Raw genomic sequence first — 16439 nt, 5'->3', positions numbered from 1 at the left:
TGCAGCGAAAATCGCACCCGCTCGTGCGCGCGACTTTGGTGCGCCCTCCCCGCTTGCACCTCGTCTGTTGGACAAGTCAGCGTGGGCGCCCGTCTCGATACTGCGGTGATGGCTGCAGGCAAGCCACCACGGCTGGACAAGCTCGGCTCTCGGAGCGGGCCGCAGACTTGACGGCAGCATTGGACCTCCCCACGACATGCCGCAAGCGTCGGGTCCTGAAGTCGGAGCTGGTGCGGGTCTTGTGGTGGTTGTCTGCCTATCCCCGAAGCGAGGACGACTGATGGACACTGAGGTGCCCCTCGCTGAGGTGTCAGTCGGCGGTCGTAGGGTGACGGTCACGCGCGAAGGAGATGTCTTGTCGTCGATCCAAATGCCCCTGATGGATGTCGCCCTCCCCGCCTTGGCTCAGGTTGAGCACTATCCACACATGAGGTATATGGGCTCGAAGTACCGGCTGCTCCCGACGCTCGCGCGCGTATTTGATCAGATTGGCGGCCAGACTGCTCTCGACCCCTTTTCGGGCTCTGGTGTCGTTTCGTACCTGTTGAAGAGTCAGGGGTACAGGGTGAGTTCAGGCGACTACCTGCGCTTCCCCGTGACGCTCACCGACCACTTCGGCACGCACCAGGCGGCCAGTCGCCGTGAGGCTGTCGAGTATGTTGTGGTCGCTTCGTGAGCTGAAAGCCTGCATGGGACACGGACGCATGCCCGCCGTGCCGTTCCAAGACTATGTGGCTTCGCTTGGTCGACTCACCGCCGTCATCGACCCGACGGCCTCAACCCCAGAAGCTGATGACATCGGTCAAGTCCTGATGCGTGGTGTTTGAAGGTTTTTCATCCTTCGGGCGTGTCGGGGTTACGCGGTGATCGCGGTGAGTGGGTTCTGGGCGGGGGTTTCCTGGCTCATCCCAAACGAGAGTGTAGTTGGGGTCTGAATCCGCCGGCTTCGAGCAGACTGCGGGCAATGTAGTTGGTCAGGTTCCGGAACCCGAGGGCGGAGCCGCGCAGGTGTTCGAGCCGGCCGTTCAGGGCCTCGGTGGGGCCGTTTGAGGTGCCGGGCCGGTCGAAGTAGGCCAGGATGTCCGCGGCGCGCTTCTTCAGGGTCCGGCCCAAGGTGATGATCTCGGTGAGCGCGGCCGGGACGCCGGCGCTGATGGAGTCGATGACAGCCTGCATCCGGGCCTTGGCGGCGGCACGGTCGGGATCGCGGTAGGCGCCGATCATTCGCTGGTAGATGCCCCAGGTCGCTTCGACCTCGACATGGTCCTCAACGGCAAACAACGCCTCGATGCGGGCGCGTTGGCGGTCGGTGAGCAGATCGGCGCCGGTGTGCAGGGTCCGCCGCGCGGCATACAGCGGATCGCCTTTGCGGCCGCGGTGGCCGGTCGTGGCCTGCTGGACCCGGCGGCGTGTCTGATCGAGAGCGTCGCCGCCCAAGCGGACCACGTGAAACGGATCCATCACCGCGGTGGCGGACGGGAGTTCTTGGGCGGCCGCGGATTTGTACCCGGTGAAGCCATCCATCGCGACGACCTCGATCCTCTCCCGCCAGGCCGGGTCCCGCTCCGCGAGCCAGGTCGCGAACACCGCTGAGGAGCGGCCCTCGACCATATCCAGCAGCCGGGCCGGGCCCGTCTTGTCCCGCACCGGCGTCAGATCGATGATCACGGTGACGTACTTCTCGCCCTTGCGGGTGTGCCGCCAACAGTGCTCGTCCACGCCCACAACGGCCACACCATTGAACCGGTCCGGGTCATCGATCAACACCCGGCGTCCTTCAGCCAGAACCGCGTCGTTCGCGGTGTCCCAGGCCACCGCCAACGCCTCGGCGACCCGGGCGACCGTCAGGTGGTAGAGGACCAACGCCTCCAACGCCCAGGCCAGCGCGGCCCGGGACAGCTTCGCGCGCGGCTCGGCTGCTCGGCTGGTGTCCTGGCGCCACACCTTCCCACACGCCCCGCAGCGGTAGCGGCGGACCGTGATCTCCAAAACTGTTGGCCGCCACCCGAACGGGACATGCGCCAGCCGGCGCACCACCGTGTCCCGCACCCGGCCTTCGCTCCCGCAGCGCCGACACCACGGATCGGGCTCGAGGACCCGGCAGGCCAGCACCGCACGACCGGTCTCAAGCCGCTGCCCCGTGATGACCAGACCGAGATCATCAACACCGGTGAAGGTGTCCAGGTCGGGGCAGGTGAAGGTAACGTCAGCCATGTCGAGGTCTTCCAGATGGGAAGTGTCAGAGCTTCCATCATCGGAAGACCTCGACCCTCAACCCGGCAGCGACGCGCCACCCCCCACACTCTCGTTTGGGAAGAGCCGGTTTCCTCCTTGGGGGTGAGGGCTTTGCGGCATTGGGCGAGGAGTTCGAGGCCGAGGTAGCGGCGTTGTTCGGTCCACTCGTCGTGTTGTTCGGCTAGGACCGCGCCGACCAGCCGGATCAGGGCGTCGCGGTTGGGGAAGATCCCGACCACATCGGTCCTCCTGCGGATTTCCCGGTTAAGCCGCTCCTGGGGGTTGTTCGACCAGATCTGCTTCCAGGCGCCTTTGGGGAAGACGGTGAAGGCCAGGATGTCGGCGCGGGCGTCGTCGAGGTGCGCGGCGACCGCGGGCAGTTTCTCGGTCAGGGTCTCGACGATCCGGTCGAACTGGGCGTGCACGCTTGCGGCGTCGGGCTGGTCATACACGCTGTGCAGCAACGCTTTCACCCACGGCCAACTGTTCTTCGGGGTCACCGCCATCAGGTTCGCCGCGTAGTGAGTACGACAACGCTGCCACGCCGTCCCGGGCAGCGTCGCGCCGATGGCCTCGACCAGTCCGGCGTGGGCATCGGAGGTCACCAGACCGACCGGGCCGGCGCTGGTCAGGCCGCGGGCGACCAGATCCCGGAAGAAGGTGAGCCAGCCGGCGCCGGTCTCGGCCGTGGACGCCTGGACACCGAGGATCTCCCGGTACCCCTCGGCGTTGACGCCGGTGGCGAGCATGGTCGCGATCTTGACCACGCGCCCGCCTTCACGCACCTTGATCGTCAACGCGTCCGCGGCGACAAAGGTGTACGGCCCGGCGTCCAACGGGCGGGTCCGGAACGCCTCGACCTGACCGTCGAGATCCTTGGCCATCTCACTGACCGTGGACTTCGATAGGCCGGTGATCCCGAGCGCTTGGACCAGCCGGTCCATCCGCCGGGTCGAGACCCCCAGCAGGTAGCAGGTCGCGACCACGCTGGTCAGCGCCTTCTCCGCCCGCGAATGCCGGGTCAACAACCAGTCCGGGAAGAAGGTGCCTTCCCGCAGTTTCGGGATCGCCACATCGATGGTGCCGACCCGGGTGTCGAGATCACGGTGGCGGTAGCCGTTACGACGATTCGACCGTTCCGGGGTGCGGGAGCGGTACTCCGCCCCACACACCGCATCGGCCTGCGCGGACAGGATCGTGTGGATGAACGTGGACAACATCTCCCGCATCAAGTCCGGGCTCGCCTGCGCGAGCTGTTCGTCCAAGAAACGGGCAGGGTCGATACTGGGTGGTGCGACGGTCATCGGGACCATCCTTTCGAGAGTGCTGTGATGGGTTCACTCGAAGGATGCCCGGTGGCCGTCGTGTCTCCCGGGAAGGACACGAACAACCACCGGCCTCGTACACCAACGTTACGGACTCAACTGATGACATCACGAGTGCCGTCGACTCCCTTGAGGCAGTGGACAGCATTGACGTTGACCGTGTGGCTGCGTGGGCAATCGCCCATCCCGAGCAGACGTATGTGCTTGCGCTCGTTGTCGGCCTGAGCCGCGAGAAGTTGAAGAACCACCTGCGCAACTGGTTCGACACGGCGAGTTGGAGGAAGGCAGCCCTTGAGCAGAGGGCCGAACTCGTTGAGAAGCTCGACGAAGAGTTCGACCTTTTCCGCCTGCTTAGGACGCAACGCAATTGCGCCTACACCTTCGGTGACATCCTCGTGGCTCGCGCGGGCACGCGCGCCACGGCCACCACGGCAGGGCAGTCCGGACGCAAGATTGAGGACGAGCTTGAGGCGATCGCGAAGTCATTGAACTTGCCATATGTCCCGCGTGCGCGTTTCGTAGGGCGGAACGGGCGAACTGCTCCTGCCGACCTCGCTGTGCCAGCGACCGGTCGCGAGTGCGTGATTGCGGTAGCGGCAAAGGGCTTCGACTCGACAGGCTCGAAGCTTTCGGACGCGGTCGGAGAAATTGAGGAGATGGCGGACGCCAGGACCGGGGGCCAAGTGGCTCTGGCTGTGGTCGACGGCATGGGTTGGAAGGGGCGGATTGCTGATCTGACCCGGATCCGCGAGTAATGGTCGGGGGTGCGGCGTGTGATGTGACGAAGGTGCTTGTCCTACTGGGAGAATCGGGGTTACGAAGCCTTCGATCGTCCAGCTAGGAGAAGCACCTTGTCGATGAAGAGAGTACGTGGTCGTGGCCGGGTTCGGAAGCGGGTGCGGATCGGCGCGCCGGATCCGTCGTTGACCGGGATCTCGGGGGTGGCAGCGCTCGCGGAGTTCATCGAGAAACTGGATCTGGTCGGGCGCCTGGACCGGGGGATCGGTGCGATCAAGGAGCGGGAGCGGGGCGCGACGGGCGGGCAGGTGCTGGTGTCGCTGGCGCAGTGCCAGTTGCTCGGCGGGGATGTGCTGGCCGCGTTGGACCGGCAGCGCCAGGATGTGGCCGGGTCCGCGTTGTCGGCGGTGCCGGTGTTGGCCTCGACCACGGCGGCGGGGTTGGCCCGCCGGTTCGGGCCGGCGCAGCTGGCCGGCCTGGAGAGTGCGGTCGCGGACCTGACCGGTCATGCGGTCGGGTTGTTGCCGGCGTCCCGCCGGGCGGTGTTGGCGGCGGCGGTGACGGTGGACTTGGATTCCACCGATGTGGAGGTGTACGGGCCGACGAAGCAGGGCGTGGCCTACAACTATCACGGTCAGCGCGCGGGCCGTCCGCATCTGGGGACCTGGGCCGAGGCCGGGCTGACCCTGGCCGCGGAGTTGCTCGCGGGGAATGAGGATGTGAGGCCCCGGGCCGCTGACCTGCTGCGCCGGCTCCTGGCCGGGATCCCCGAGGACATCCGCTCGGCCGCGGCCGACTGGGATCGGTTGCGGGTGCGCGCGGATGCCGGCTACTTCACCGCCGACCTGGCCCACGCCGCGGTGGAGGCCGGGTGTGACTTCGCCATCGCCGCGAAACGGAACACCGCGATGTGGCGCGCCTACGCCGCCATCACCGAGGACGCCTGGGATGCGGCGGCGAGCGGGATGCCCGGCGCGCAGGTCGCCGCGGTCGACTACGCCCCGCAGGGGTGGCCGCCGCACACGTACACCATCGTGCGCCGGGTCCGCATCGAGGCCGAGGACATCTCCGACGACCCGCGCTCACGGCGTCGACGCACCATCGAGACGAACCAACTCGCCCTGGCGTTGGAGGGCGCGGCCACCCACGCCCACGCGGTCTCCTTCATCGTCACCAATATCCCCGCCAACGACCACCCGGCCAACCCCACCGAGCCGGCCGAGCCGGCCGAGCCGCGGAGCCGGCGGAGCCGGGTGAGGCGGCCGCACCGGTTGCCTCGATCACGCAGGTCGAGTCCTGGTTCCGCCGCCGCACCGACATTGAGGACCGGATCCGGGAAGCCAAACTCGGGGCCGCGCTGCGGCATCTGCCCTCGGGCGACCACGCCATCAACACGGTGTGGATGTGGGCTGCCCTGCTCGCCGGGAACATCTCCGTTCTGCTGCAAGCCCTGACCGGGATCGACCAGCGTCACCGCGCCCACGGCGCCCGCCTACGCCACGAACTGCTCTGCGTGCCCGCCCGCATAGTCCGCCACGGCCGCCAGCTGATCCTGCGGCTGCCACCCGGACAGCAACTCCTGCCCACCGTCCTGGCCCGGATCCGGGCCTTACCCACCGCGGCCTAACCCGCCGCGCCCCTGCCCCGACGACCCAGGACCCCGAAGACCCGCCCACCCGAGCGCCACCGGGCCATCCGCGCTGCCCGCACCCAAATACACACTGCCACAACACAAAATCTATCCGCCGTTCACTGGCCGCCCAACCCACACGCAAGCTACTCGCGGATCCGGGTCTGAAGCGCATCTGGGACTTCTGGGACACTGGCGAGATCGATGGCCTTTACACGCTCGCGACGCTCGATCAGTTTAGGGCTGACCTTGACAACTTCGCCACGCGTAGAGGCGTTCCTCGCCTGAGTGCTTGACCCTGTATTCAAGCGCGCTTAGTCCAGTCTTGAGTGCATCCCGACAGATTTGCTGACCCAACCGGTCGGGGCGCCGTCAGCGTGCCACCGGCGAGGGCGCGGCCGACCGAACTAGGATGGCGGCGCCGTCGCGTCCGCCGGGACGCCTGATCCGCAGGAGAGAGCCGGTGCCAACCCTTGCCCCCGCAGCCGTCCTCGGCGGTCGCTATACCGCCCAGCGACTGCTCGGCGAGCGAGCCGGTGCGCAGTCCTGGGCCGGGATCGACGCGGCGAGTGGAGCCCCGGTTGTGTTGCACGTCTTGCCCGCAGCCAATCCGCAGGCGCCGGCGGTGCTCGATGCGGCGCGACGGACCACCGGCATCCACAATCCCCGGGTGGTGCGGATCCTCGACGCGGGCACGGACGGCGCGCATGTCTTCTTCGTCGAGGAGGCCCTCGAGGGCGGCCAGACGTTGGCGCAGCTGGCCGGTCGCGGTGGGCTGGCCGCCAGCGAGGTTCGTCGGCTGACCGGAGAGGCTGCCACCGGGTTGGATGCCGCGCAGCGGCGTGGCCTGCACCACCTTTTCCTCACGCCCGAATCGGTCATCCGCCTGCCGGATGGGTCGGTTAAGCTCGCCGGGCTCGCGACCGAAGCAGCGCTTGCGGGACAAGACCACATCGGCGGCCCCCGGGCCCTGCGCCGCGACGCCCAGGGTCTGGTCTCCCTCGCCTATGCCGGGTTGACCGGGAGGTGGCCGCACGGAGGCGACACCGGCCTGGCGGCGGCACCGCGCGTGTTCGGAGGCGTTCCGCGGCCGTCCGAGATCGCCGTCGGCGTTCCCACCGATCTCGACACGATCTGTCGGCAGACGTTCAGTGAGGGCCTGGGCCCCTCCAGCCCTGGCGACTACGCCGCGCAGATTGCGCCGTGGCCCCCGCTCACCGGCACCTCTCTCGGTCTTAGGGATGTCGCCGACTCCGCTGATCCTGACTCGGCTGCGGCTGTCGCGGGCCCAGCTGGCGACGAGAGCGATCCGGAGGAGTTGATCGCCACTCACCCACGCTCGGTGCCGCCCGACCGTTCGCCAACCCCGGCCGTCGCGGCGTCACCGGAACCACTGACCGCACCCCTTCCGGCCTCGACGCCAACGACAAGCACAACCGAGCCCGGAGCCGATTCCGACACCGACGGGCCGCCGGCCGAGCCGGCCAGCGTCAGCAGTGCCCCAGCCGAGGGCCCGAGCGCAGCATCCGGGCGCGTGGGAGTCGTTGCCGGCCGGGCCGGCGCCGCCACCGCGGCCCTGACCTCGCGCCTCGGCGGACTGACCAAGACCGCTTCGACCCGGGCCGGCGCTGCCTTGTCCGAGCGGCGTTCGTTCAAGGCGGCCATGCGGGAGGAGGAGGACCGCAGCCGGGTGGGGCTCTCCGAGACCCAGGCCGCCGGCGGCTACGAGTCTCCGGCACCGTTGCTGCCGGCCGAGGCCGGGGCCCCACCATCGCCCGCGCAGCGCCGGCTGGTTCTCGTCGTGTTCGCGGCGGTCGTGGCGATCGCCGGCTTCCTCGCGGCGATCGGCGTGTCCAAGATCGGCTCGCACACCGACATCGAGTCCATCCTCGGCGGCAGCAGCGCCCGCCCCCAGCCGAGTGTCAGCGTGGCACCGACGAGCAGCGCGCCCGGGTCCGGTGAAGCGCTCGGAATCGTGAGCGCCACCGGCTACGACCCGGACGGCAACGACAAGAGCGAGAACAACGACCTCGCGCCCCGGGTCTACGACGAGGACCCGACGAGTTCTTGGCAGACCGAGGGATACGAGAATCCGCGCTTCTCCGGCCTGAAGGACGGCGTCGGTGTCCTGCTCGACATGGGGCAGGTCGTCACTCCGCGCGAGGCCCGCCTGATCGTGCCGACCGCATCGCCCTTTGATCTCTACATCAGCAACGATCCGGGGCTGGACGGAGCCACCAAGATCGGCTCGGGCGTGGGCAACGGGACGAACTGGGTAACCGTCGAGACCGGCGGCCGGACGCCGGGTCGGTTTGTGATCGTGTGGTTCACCGACGCCCCGCAACAGCCTGACGGCCGCTACCGTTCGGCGCTCGCCGAGATCGTCCTCACCGGGTGATCCCCCCGCCCATGACTCCTCGCGCTGACCTGGCCGACCACAGCGATCGCGAGCTGATGGCGCTGCACACGGCCGGCGACCCGGACGCTTTCGGCGAGATCTTCCGCCGGCACAAGGACCGGATGTGGGCCGTCGCCATGCGCACCTGCGGGGACCGCGAACTCGCCTCAGACGCCGTCCAGGACGCCTTCATCTCCGCCTTCCGGCGCAGCGATTCCTACCGCGGCGACGCCGCGGTGACGACCTGGCTGCACCGCATCGTCGTCAACGCCTGCCTCGATCGCCTGCGACGGCAGCGGCCGACCGCCCAGCTGCCCGAGCGCGACCTCGGCGATGGCCGCGACGACACCGGCAACCTCGAGACGCGCCTCGACGTCCACGCGGCGCTGGCCGCGCTCCCGGAAGCTCAGCGGGCCGCGCTCGTCCTGGTCGACATGCATGCCGTCCCAGTTGCGGAGGCGGCCGCGATCTTGGGTGTGGCCGAGGGGACGGTCAAGTCCCGGTGCAGCCGTGGCCGGGCGGCGCTCGCGCAGTTGTTGCGGCCGGGCGTGGAACCGCGGCCTGCCCCGATGGAACCGGACGGTGGCCGATGACGTCCCACCTCGTCAGATCAATCACACGACCAGGGAGAATCCGGTGACCACGGGCCCCGAAGACGGCACCGTCTCGTTCGAGGACGACCCCAGCTCGTTCGATGACGACCCGACCGGGATGCGGGCGCTGTTGGGTGCCCTGCCCGATCCGGGACCGATGCCTCCCGATGTCGTCACGCGTATCCGCGCGAGCTTGGCCGCCGAGGCGGCCGCGCGCACCGAGACCGCCGGGCGGCAGGTGGAGGCGGGCAGGGTGCCGCCCCTACCGCCCCGCTCCGAGCGCCGGCTCGGCGCCCATATCCCGCGTCGGCGGCTGACGGGTCCGCCGAGATGGTTGCTCCCGGCAGCCGCTGCCGCCATTGTCGTGGCGGGCGGCGGGGCGGTGGTGAGCGGCATGCTCAAGAGCGGGTCGCTGTCGGCCGGTGCCGGCGACATGGCAGGCGAAACCTCGGCCGCGGCCGACGGTGGGTCACAGTCGGACGCAATGCAGGGCAAGGCCGCGCCCACCACGACAGATTCGACGGCGGCACCGCCCGCGGGCCGGGCTGAGGTTTCGCTCCGCGCGTTCACCCTCGGTGCACTGGCCGACGACGCCAGCCGACTGGTCGAATCGGTGCCGACCAACACCGGCGATCTGCACGCCGGCTCGACAGGCTTGGGCACCGAATGGGTGCGTGTGTGCGCCGAGCGACTCGGTGCACCAGCCGCGGCCACAGTTCGGGTGGAGTCCGGCAGCTATGCCGGTGCGCCAGCAATCCTCATCGCGTATGCCGCCCGCCCGGGAACCTGGACGGCCAACCTCGTCGCGCCCACCTGTGGCGCCGACGGCACCGATCGGCTCGCCGGGCCGGTCAGCGTGAACACGGGAACAAAGTCATCCTAGGATCGGTTTGACCGACCATCGCCGGCCCGGCTGGCGCTGGCTCCGCATACCTGCCCTAGGGGTTGATCTTGGTGTCGTCCGACGACTCGACCACGCGATCCGTCATCATCATCGGCTCGGGTCCGGCCGGCTACACAGCGGCCATCTATGCCGCCCGCGCCAACCTGCGCCCACTTCTCTTCGAAGGCGCAGTGACCGCCGGTGGCGCCCTCATGAACACCACCGAGGTGGAGAACTTCCCGGGGTTCGAGAAGGGCATCATGGGCCCCGACTTGATGTTCGCGATGCGTGCCCAAGCCGAACGATTCGGCGCCGACATCATCACCGACGACGTGACCGGAGTCGACCTCACCGGCGAACTTAAGAGCGTGACCTCGGGTGAGGGTCAGACCTCCCACGCGCGGGCGGTCATCCTGGCTATGGGCTCGGCCTATCGCGAGCTCGGACTGCCCGACGAGAAGCGCCTGTCCGGGCACGGCGTCAGCTGGTGCGCTACCTGTGACGGCTTCTTCTTCCGTGATCAAGACATCATCGTCGTCGGCGGCGGGGACTCCGCCATCGAGGAGGCGACCTTCTTGACCAAGTTCGCCCGGTCGGTCACTATCGTTCACCGGCGCGATGAGCTGCGGGCAAGTAAAATCATGGCCGATCGCGCGTTTGCCAACGACAAAATCTCCTTCGCCTGGAACAGCGCCGTCGCGGCGGTGCACGGACAGGACAAACTCACCGGCGTCACGCTCCGCGACACGGTCACCGGTCAAGAGCGCGAACTCGCCGTCACCGGAATGTTCGTCGCGATCGGCCACGACCCGCGCAACGACCTGGTCAAGGGTGTTGTCGACCTCGACGATGAGGGATATGTCCTCGTCGACGGGCGCACCACGCTGACCAATGTCCCCGGCGTCTTCGCCTGCGGTGACCTGGTCGACCACCGCTACCGGCAGGCGATCACCGCCGCCGGCAGTGGCTGCGCCGCCTCTCTCGACGCCGAAAAATTCCTGTCCCACTGAGGATTTCACGACTCACCGATAAGGACCTAGCCATGACCGGAAGCACCATTGTCACAACCGACGCAACCTATGAGCGCGACGTCATCCAGAGCGACAAGCCGGTCCTTGTGGACTTCTGGGCACCCTGGTGCGGTCCCTGCCGGGCGGTTGCCCCCGTGCTTGAAGAGATCGCCAGGGACTACGCCGACAAGTTGAGCGTCGCCAAGCTCAACACCGACGAGAACCCCGCCGTCACCGGCAAGTACGGCATCACGAGCATCCCCACGCTGCATGTCGTCGTCGGCGGCGAGGTGGTCAAGTCGTTGGTGGGGGCCATGCCGAAGCCGAAGCTGCTGCGCGAACTCGAGCCGTTCATCGGCTGACTCCCACACATCGGCTGACTCCCACACCGCCGGGACGCCCCTTAGCCTCACCAACCCTGTGGTGATCGCGACAGAGCACCAACGGGTGCCGAAGTGGCGCCGCGTGATGGCCCTTGGGGTAATGGGTTGGGGGGGGCCCTGATCGCTGTCGCCCCCTCTTTCCTGCCGACCGGCTACAACCTCATCCGTCAGACCGTTTCCGAGTCGGCGGCCCAAAGGATCTGCTGCATTCCATTGCGTCTGCGGTGGTCGGCATTTGGCATGAGGGGAGCACTGCTCGCCGCTGCCGGTGCAAGCTGGCCGCGTCTGGATCCGCTCGCGACGGCCGCCCTGGTGCCGGTCCTCGCCGGGCCGGCCCTGATGATGGGGATCCCCTCGATCGCGGGCCTCGTCCAGCGCGTGATGTTCGCCGTGGTGGCGCTCTGGTTGGCCGCCAGCCTGGGCCCCAGGATCGCTTACTCGGGCGCTCGGTAGCCGATCGCGTCGAGGATGCGATGGAGGTCGTCGACGCCGGCGAACTCGATCGTCACCCGTCCCTTGTGCTTCCCCAGCGAGATCGAGGCCCGGGTGTCCAGGAAGTCCGAAAGCCCGTTCGCCAATCCCAGCAGTTCGGGAGCGGCCGTGCGGCCGCCGCGGGGCGCCGGTGGCCCGGGCCGCTGCGAGGTCTCCTCGCCGAGGGCGACGATCTCCTCGACCGTGCGGACAGACAGACCTTCGGCCACGATCCGCCCCGCGAGCCGCTCCATCGCAGCACCGTCGGTGAGGCCGAGCAGGGCCCGTGCGTGACCTGCGGACAACACCCCGGCGGCGACCCGGCGAGCCACCAGCGGCGGCAACCGAAGCAGCCGCAAGGTATTGCTCACCTGCGGGCGGGAGCGGCCGATCCGGGCGGCTAGTTCTTCCTGGGTGCAGGCGAAGTCGTCGAGGAGCTGACGGTATGCCGCGGCCTCCTCGAGCGGATTTAGCTGGCTACGGTGCAGGTTCTCCAAGAGCGCATCCCGAAGGAGGGCATCATCGTCGGTGTCCCGGACGATCGCGGGGATTCGCTCGAGCCCCGCGGCCTTGGCGGCGCGCAGACGCCGCTCGCCCATGACGAGTTCGTAATTATCGCCTTGCGGCCGCACGACAATCGGCTGAAGAACGCCGATCTCCTTGACGCTGAAGGTCAGTTCGGCCAACTCGTCGTCATCGAAGATGGTCCGCGGCTGGCGCGGGTTGGCGACGATAGCGTCGACCGCGAGTTCGGTGAAGCGTGCCCCGGGGACGGGGACGAGCGCCACCGCAGGGCCGGACACCGCGCTGCTGTGGTCGCCGACTTCTGGGTCGGCGTGCTCATCGTGCGCGTTCTCGGAGTGGGTCCTCTCGCCCGCACCCGGTGGCGTCGCATGGTCGTGCCGGACATCGTCGGATGGCTCCCACGGCGTGGTCGGTGGTGCGGGCGCATCCACCTCCTCCGCCGGGAAGTAGACATCGATCGGCCGCGGCTCGGCGCCGGGCGGGGCCATCGGGATCAGGGCACCCAGGCCGCGGCCGAGGCCTCGACGTCGCTCGGTCATGCGCTGTCCGTCATTTCAGCTCGTCTCCATCCGTGCGCGAGTCGGACATGCCCGAGTCGGCAGCTGCCGACCGCGGTGCGTGGCTTCCCTGCGGGTCGATTGTCCCCGAGCCCGCGGCCGGATCGGGATCGGCGTGACGTGCTGGACGGTCTCCGGAGCCGGCGGCCAAGCGGTGGGCGAGTTCCGCCGCCGCCTCCCGATAGGCGAACGCGCCCACCCCGCCGGGGTCGTACGTCAGCACCGTCTGACCGTAGGACGGGGCTTCGGAGATCCGCACGCTGCGCGGGATGGTCCGGGTGAGGACCCGACCGGGAAAGTGTTGGCGCACTTCGTCGGCCACCTGCGCCGCCAGCCGGGTGCGCCCGTCAAACATCGTCAGCAGGATCGCGCACAGCTCGAGACGCGGATTGAGTCCGGCCCGGACGAGTGAGACCGTTCGCATCAGCTGGGTGAGACCCTCCAGCGCGTAGTACTCGCACTGAATGGGGATGAGGATGTCATCGGCGGCCGTCAGGGCGTTGATCGTGAGCAGACCAAGGCTTGGTGGGCAATCGATGATGACGTATTCGGGCGTCGCCCGGCGGAACTGCAGCAGCCGACTGCGGAGGCCATCGATGGCCACGCGAAGGAGGTGCTCGCGGGTGTCGCGGGTGACCAGTTCGATGTCGGCACCGGCGAGGTCGACCGTTGCGGGCGCACACCAGAGCGTCGGGACGTGCGGACATGCCTGCACCGTGCGGATCAGCGGGACGCCATCGATCAGGACGTCATAAATCCCCAGCTGATCCGCGGAGTGTGGGTTCATTCCTAGCGCCGTGCTGGCATTTCCCTGGGGGTCAAGATCGATGACGAGAACGGGGAGGCCACCCTCGGCGAGGGCGGCAGCCACGTTGACGGCGGTCGTCGTCTTGCCGACGCCGCCCTTTTGGTTGGACACCGCGATGACGCGCGGTCGCGGTGGCGCCGGAAGGGGTCTCGGTCTCGTTTCACGTGAAACAGTCACGGACCGGCCCGTCGACCCCGGCGTTTCACGTGAAACATCTCTCCTCGAATCCCGTGTCGATTGCACCCGCGGCCACGACGACCGTCAAATTCTACGCGACTGATCACTCCTCCGACGTCACCCCAGCCCCGAGCGACGACCACGTCAGCCCGTGCCACGATCGACACCCGATGTCAGCCGAGGGCCACCGATCTTGGTTAAAACGACCACGCGCGTCGGCACCTCCAGGACGTCAGCTCCGACGGCGCGGATCGCCCCATCCGGTGGTTCGATCAACTGCAGTCGCCGTAGCTGCCTGCGCGCTTCGTCCAGCTCGACCGCCGCGCTGCTTCCCTTCATGGCGACAATCGCGCCCCCGGCAACGACGAGCGGGGCACACCAGCCCAGCAGAACCGGCAATCGGGCCACCGCGCGCGCGGTCACGTACGCGCCGTCAAGGCGGCCGTGGAGTTCCTCGGCGCGCGCCCGATGGATCGTGACGTTCGGCAGGTGCACGACCCGCAGGCACTCCTGCAACCAGTCCACCCGCCGCTGCATTGGCTCCACCAGATGAACGTCCAGATCCGGCCTCGCCACTGCCAGCGTCACCCCCGGGAGTCCGGCTCCCGACCCGACATCGATCACCCGAACCCCAGGCGCGGGCATCGCCTCGGCAACGACGGCGCAATTGAGGATGTGCCGCTCCCACAGCCGAGGGATCTCCCGCGGCCCGATCAGGCCGTGGCGGGTTCCGGTTCCCGCAAGCTGCTCGGCAAAGGCGACCGCCTGCGGCAGCCGATCGCCGAACAGCACACGCGCCGCTTCCGGCGTATCCCCCAGCGATCGACCGGTGTCACCCGGGAGAGACAACGACATACCGCCGCGGCTCGACGCCGCTGGACTGCGACGACAGCCCGGCCGCGAGGACCTCGTCATGGACGACCTTGCGCTCGAACGCGGTCATCGGCTCCAGGTTGACGTCCCCGCCGCTCGCCTTGCACTCCTCGATCGCCGCCTTGGCAATCGTCACCAAGGCCGCGCGTCGCTCGGCCCGGAAGCCGGCGACGTCGAGCATCAGCCGAGAACGTTCACCGGTGACCGATTGGACGGCCAGCCGGGTCAATTCCTGAAGTGCCTCCAAGACCTTTCCTTCGGGGCCGACCAGGCGGCGGGGAACTCGTCCCTCGTCCGAGTCCACCACGGCGACCGCTGCGCGATCCCCGTCGATGTCCAGGTCGATGTCGCCGTCAAGATCGGCGATGTCAAGCAGGGTCTCCAAGAAGTCGGCGGCCACCTCTCCTTCCCGCTCCAGGGCCCGCCGGCGACCGCCGCCGCGAGAGGCCGGGTCCTCGCTCCCGGAGTTGTCCTCGTCGTCTTCGTTCTCGACCTCCCCATCGGCATCCGCGAGGGGCGTGGTCGCCGCCGAGTCCGCCATGAGCGATCCGTCATCGCCTGGCACGCTGCCGGTGTTGTCCGCCACGGCATCGGGAGTGGAGACCGCGCCATCCTCCGATGGCACCGACTCGCTATCGGGGTGCGGATTGGCCGGGTGCGTCATGTGCTTTCTCCTCAATCCGGCCGAACCGCATCGGGACGGCCGGGCCACTCAACTGGTCGTTACAGAACTCCGGTTAGGAATCCGTCGGCTCGCAGTCCTTGGGCTGCGTGCGATCCGGCGGCGTCGTGGGCGGCCGGGATCCGGGCGAGCCCAGCTTGGCCGAGCGGGGGCCGCTGCGGCCCTTGCGTTTGGGCTGCTGGCGCTGGCCGCCCGGCTTGGGGCGTCCTGCCGTGTCGTCGGCCACGGTCGAGCCGGACGCCGTGTTCTTGCCGCCCTTACCCGCCGCGTCCGGGGCCGCAGGAACGTCCAGTCCCTTGCGCCGGCGGCGGTCGTGCAGTGCCTGCTCTGCCAGGGAGCCAGGTGCTGGCATGCGCCGGATGACATAGAACTGTTGGCACATCGACCAGACGTTGGTGACGAACCAGTAGATGAGCACGCCGATGGGGAAGTTGACACCGGAGATCGCAAAGAAAATCGGCAATACATAGAGCAGAACCTTCTGCTGCCTGGCGAACGGGTTGTCCAGGGCCGACGCCGGCATGTTCTTGGTCATCAGCTGGCGCTGGGTCGTGAAGGTCGTCACTGACATCAAGATGATCAGCACGACGGTCACAACTTTGGTGCTCAGTGTTTCGGCGCCGATGAACTTGTCGGAGAGCTGCGCCCCGAAGAGCTGGGCCTGCTCTGCCTGGCTGGCGACTTGTCGAGTGATCGGGCCGATCCCCTCGCGACGGCCGGTCGCGATGCTCTCCAGTCCGTTCAGCACCCGGAAGAGCCCGAAGAAGAAGGGCGACTGAGCCAGGATGGGCAGACACGAGGAGAACGGATTGGTGCCGGCCGTCCGATACAGCTCCATCGTTTCTTGCGTCATCTTCTGACGCGACTCGGGGTCGGTCTTGCCCTTGTACTTCGCCTGGATCTTCTGCAGCTCCGGGCTGATGGTCTGCATCTTCCTGGAAGCGTGGATCTGTTTGACGAAGAGGGGAATCATGAGCGCCCGCATGACGATGACCAGGCCGACGATGGACAAACCCCACGTCCACCCGGACGCCTCCGGCATCCCGATCGCCGAGAGCGCCGCGTGGAAGCCGTACATGATCCACGCAACGATCCACTCGATCGGGTACAGCACATTGTTGAAGAAGTCGCCCATGCTCGTCCTAACTGGT

The 16439-nt window shown here is 68.2% G+C and carries 15 protein-coding genes and 2 pseudogenes; 10 read left to right on the top strand and 7 right to left on the bottom strand.

Going from position 1 to position 16439, the window contains the following annotated elements:
* Positions 1-280: 280 nt before the first annotated feature.
* A complete protein-coding gene (locus tag V9G19_RS03200) occupies positions 281-676 on the top strand; it encodes a DNA adenine methylase (RefSeq protein WP_462284048.1) in 396 nt (131 codons plus the stop codon).
* Positions 677-903: 227 nt separating this feature from the next.
* Here V9G19_RS03200 and V9G19_RS03195 read toward each other — a convergent pair whose 3' ends face one another.
* Positions 904-2214 carry an ISL3 family transposase gene (locus tag V9G19_RS03195; RefSeq protein ID WP_462283955.1) on the bottom strand — a complete coding sequence of 437 codons (1311 nt, stop codon included), beginning with the start codon at positions 2212-2214 and terminating at the stop codon, positions 904-906.
* 101 nt (positions 2215-2315) lie between these two features.
* Positions 2316-3539: pseudogene (locus tag V9G19_RS03190) on the bottom strand (IS256 family transposase); the annotation flags it as partial.
* 158 nt (positions 3540-3697) lie between these two features.
* Here V9G19_RS03190 and V9G19_RS03185 point away from each other — a divergent pair.
* From V9G19_RS03185 to V9G19_RS03145, 9 genes and pseudogenes are all read left to right on the top strand, one after another.
* Positions 3698-4315 (top strand): hypothetical protein, encoded by a 618-nt coding sequence (locus tag V9G19_RS03185; protein ID WP_462284047.1) that lies wholly within the window; start codon positions 3698-3700, stop codon positions 4313-4315.
* 102 nt (positions 4316-4417) lie between these two features.
* Positions 4418-5341, top strand: a pseudogene (locus V9G19_RS03180) (transposase); the annotation flags it as partial.
* The gene (locus V9G19_RS03175; protein ID WP_462284283.1) at positions 5308-5925 is read left to right on the top strand and encodes a transposase; all 618 of its coding nucleotides are present in this window, start codon (positions 5308-5310) and stop codon (positions 5923-5925) included. The pseudogene V9G19_RS03180 and the gene V9G19_RS03175, both read left to right, overlap by 34 nt.
* 466 nt (positions 5926-6391) lie before the next feature.
* Positions 6392-8326, top strand: a complete 1935-nt coding sequence (locus V9G19_RS03170; RefSeq protein ID WP_462284046.1) for a protein kinase family protein — start codon at positions 6392-6394, stop codon at positions 8324-8326.
* A gap of 11 nt (positions 8327-8337) precedes the next feature.
* The gene (gene sigM / locus V9G19_RS03165) at positions 8338-8919 is read left to right on the top strand and encodes an RNA polymerase sigma factor SigM (RefSeq protein ID WP_462284045.1); all 582 of its coding nucleotides are present in this window, start codon (positions 8338-8340) and stop codon (positions 8917-8919) included.
* Positions 8920-8962: 43 nt separating this feature from the next.
* Entirely contained in the window at positions 8963-9802 is an 840-nt protein-coding gene (locus V9G19_RS03160; protein WP_462284044.1) for a hypothetical protein, read from the top strand.
* A 71-nt stretch (positions 9803-9873) separates the two neighbouring features.
* Positions 9874-10812 (top strand): thioredoxin-disulfide reductase, encoded by a 939-nt coding sequence (trxB, locus tag V9G19_RS03155; protein ID WP_462284043.1) that lies wholly within the window; start codon positions 9874-9876, stop codon positions 10810-10812.
* 32 nt (positions 10813-10844) lie between these two features.
* Positions 10845-11174 carry a thioredoxin gene (gene trxA, locus V9G19_RS03150; RefSeq protein ID WP_462284042.1) on the top strand — a complete coding sequence of 110 codons (330 nt, stop codon included), beginning with the start codon at positions 10845-10847 and terminating at the stop codon, positions 11172-11174.
* A gap of 261 nt (positions 11175-11435) precedes the next feature.
* Positions 11436-11648 (top strand): hypothetical protein, encoded by a 213-nt coding sequence (locus tag V9G19_RS03145; protein ID WP_462284041.1) that lies wholly within the window; start codon positions 11436-11438, stop codon positions 11646-11648.
* Here V9G19_RS03145 and V9G19_RS03140 read toward each other — a convergent pair.
* The 5 genes from V9G19_RS03140 to yidC all read right to left on the bottom strand — a co-directional run bounded on the left by V9G19_RS03140 (position 11630) and on the right by yidC (position 16423).
* On the bottom strand, positions 11630-12730 hold the full coding sequence (locus V9G19_RS03140) for a ParB/RepB/Spo0J family partition protein (RefSeq protein ID WP_462284040.1): 1101 nt from the start codon (positions 12728-12730) through the stop codon (positions 11630-11632). The two genes, V9G19_RS03145 and V9G19_RS03140, sit on opposite strands and share 19 nt — an antisense overlap.
* 10 nt (positions 12731-12740) lie before the next feature.
* Positions 12741-13667, bottom strand: a complete 927-nt coding sequence (locus V9G19_RS03135) for a ParA family protein (RefSeq protein WP_462284039.1) — start codon at positions 13665-13667, stop codon at positions 12741-12743.
* 210 nt (positions 13668-13877) lie between these two features.
* The gene (gene rsmG, locus V9G19_RS03130; protein WP_462284038.1) at positions 13878-14525 is read right to left on the bottom strand and encodes a 16S rRNA (guanine(527)-N(7))-methyltransferase RsmG; all 648 of its coding nucleotides are present in this window, start codon (positions 14523-14525) and stop codon (positions 13878-13880) included.
* A 40-nt stretch (positions 14526-14565) separates the two neighbouring features.
* Positions 14566-15270, bottom strand: coding sequence for a Jag family protein (locus V9G19_RS03125; RefSeq protein ID WP_462284037.1), 705 nt, complete (start codon positions 15268-15270; stop codon positions 14566-14568).
* 73 nt (positions 15271-15343) lie between these two features.
* The gene (yidC, locus tag V9G19_RS03120) at positions 15344-16423 is read right to left on the bottom strand and encodes a membrane protein insertase YidC (protein ID WP_462284036.1); all 1080 of its coding nucleotides are present in this window, start codon (positions 16421-16423) and stop codon (positions 15344-15346) included.
* Between the last annotated feature and the right edge of the window lie 16 nt (positions 16424-16439).

Source organism: Nostocoides sp. (genome assembly GCF_037045025.1).
Lineage (GTDB): Bacteria > Actinomycetota > Actinomycetes > Actinomycetales > Dermatophilaceae > Nostocoides_A.
Note: the sequence above shows the minus strand (reverse complement) of the source record. Positions and strands in the feature narration are given on the sequence as shown.

Bases quoted from the DNA above. Each gene is read 5' to 3' on its own strand.
- V9G19_RS03200 (WP_462284048.1), top strand. From the start codon at position 281: ATGGACACTGAGGTGCCCCTCGCTGAGGTGTCAGTCGGCGGTCGTAGG.
- V9G19_RS03195 (WP_462283955.1), bottom strand. From the start codon at position 2,214: ATGGCTGACGTTACCTTCACCTGCCCCGACCTGGACACCTTCACCGGT.
- sigM (WP_462284045.1), top strand. From the start codon at position 8,338: ATGACTCCTCGCGCTGACCTGGCCGACCACAGCGATCGCGAGCTGATG.
- trxA (WP_462284042.1), top strand. From the start codon at position 10,845: ATGACCGGAAGCACCATTGTCACAACCGACGCAACCTATGAGCGCGAC.
- V9G19_RS03145 (WP_462284041.1), top strand. From the start codon at position 11,436: ATGAGGGGAGCACTGCTCGCCGCTGCCGGTGCAAGCTGGCCGCGTCTG.
- V9G19_RS03140 (WP_462284040.1), bottom strand. From the start codon at position 12,730: ATGACCGAGCGACGTCGAGGCCTCGGCCGCGGCCTGGGTGCCCTGATC.
- V9G19_RS03125 (WP_462284037.1), bottom strand. From the start codon at position 15,270: ATGACGCACCCGGCCAATCCGCACCCCGATAGCGAGTCGGTGCCATCG.
- yidC (WP_462284036.1), bottom strand. From the start codon at position 16,423: ATGGGCGACTTCTTCAACAATGTGCTGTACCCGATCGAGTGGATCGTT.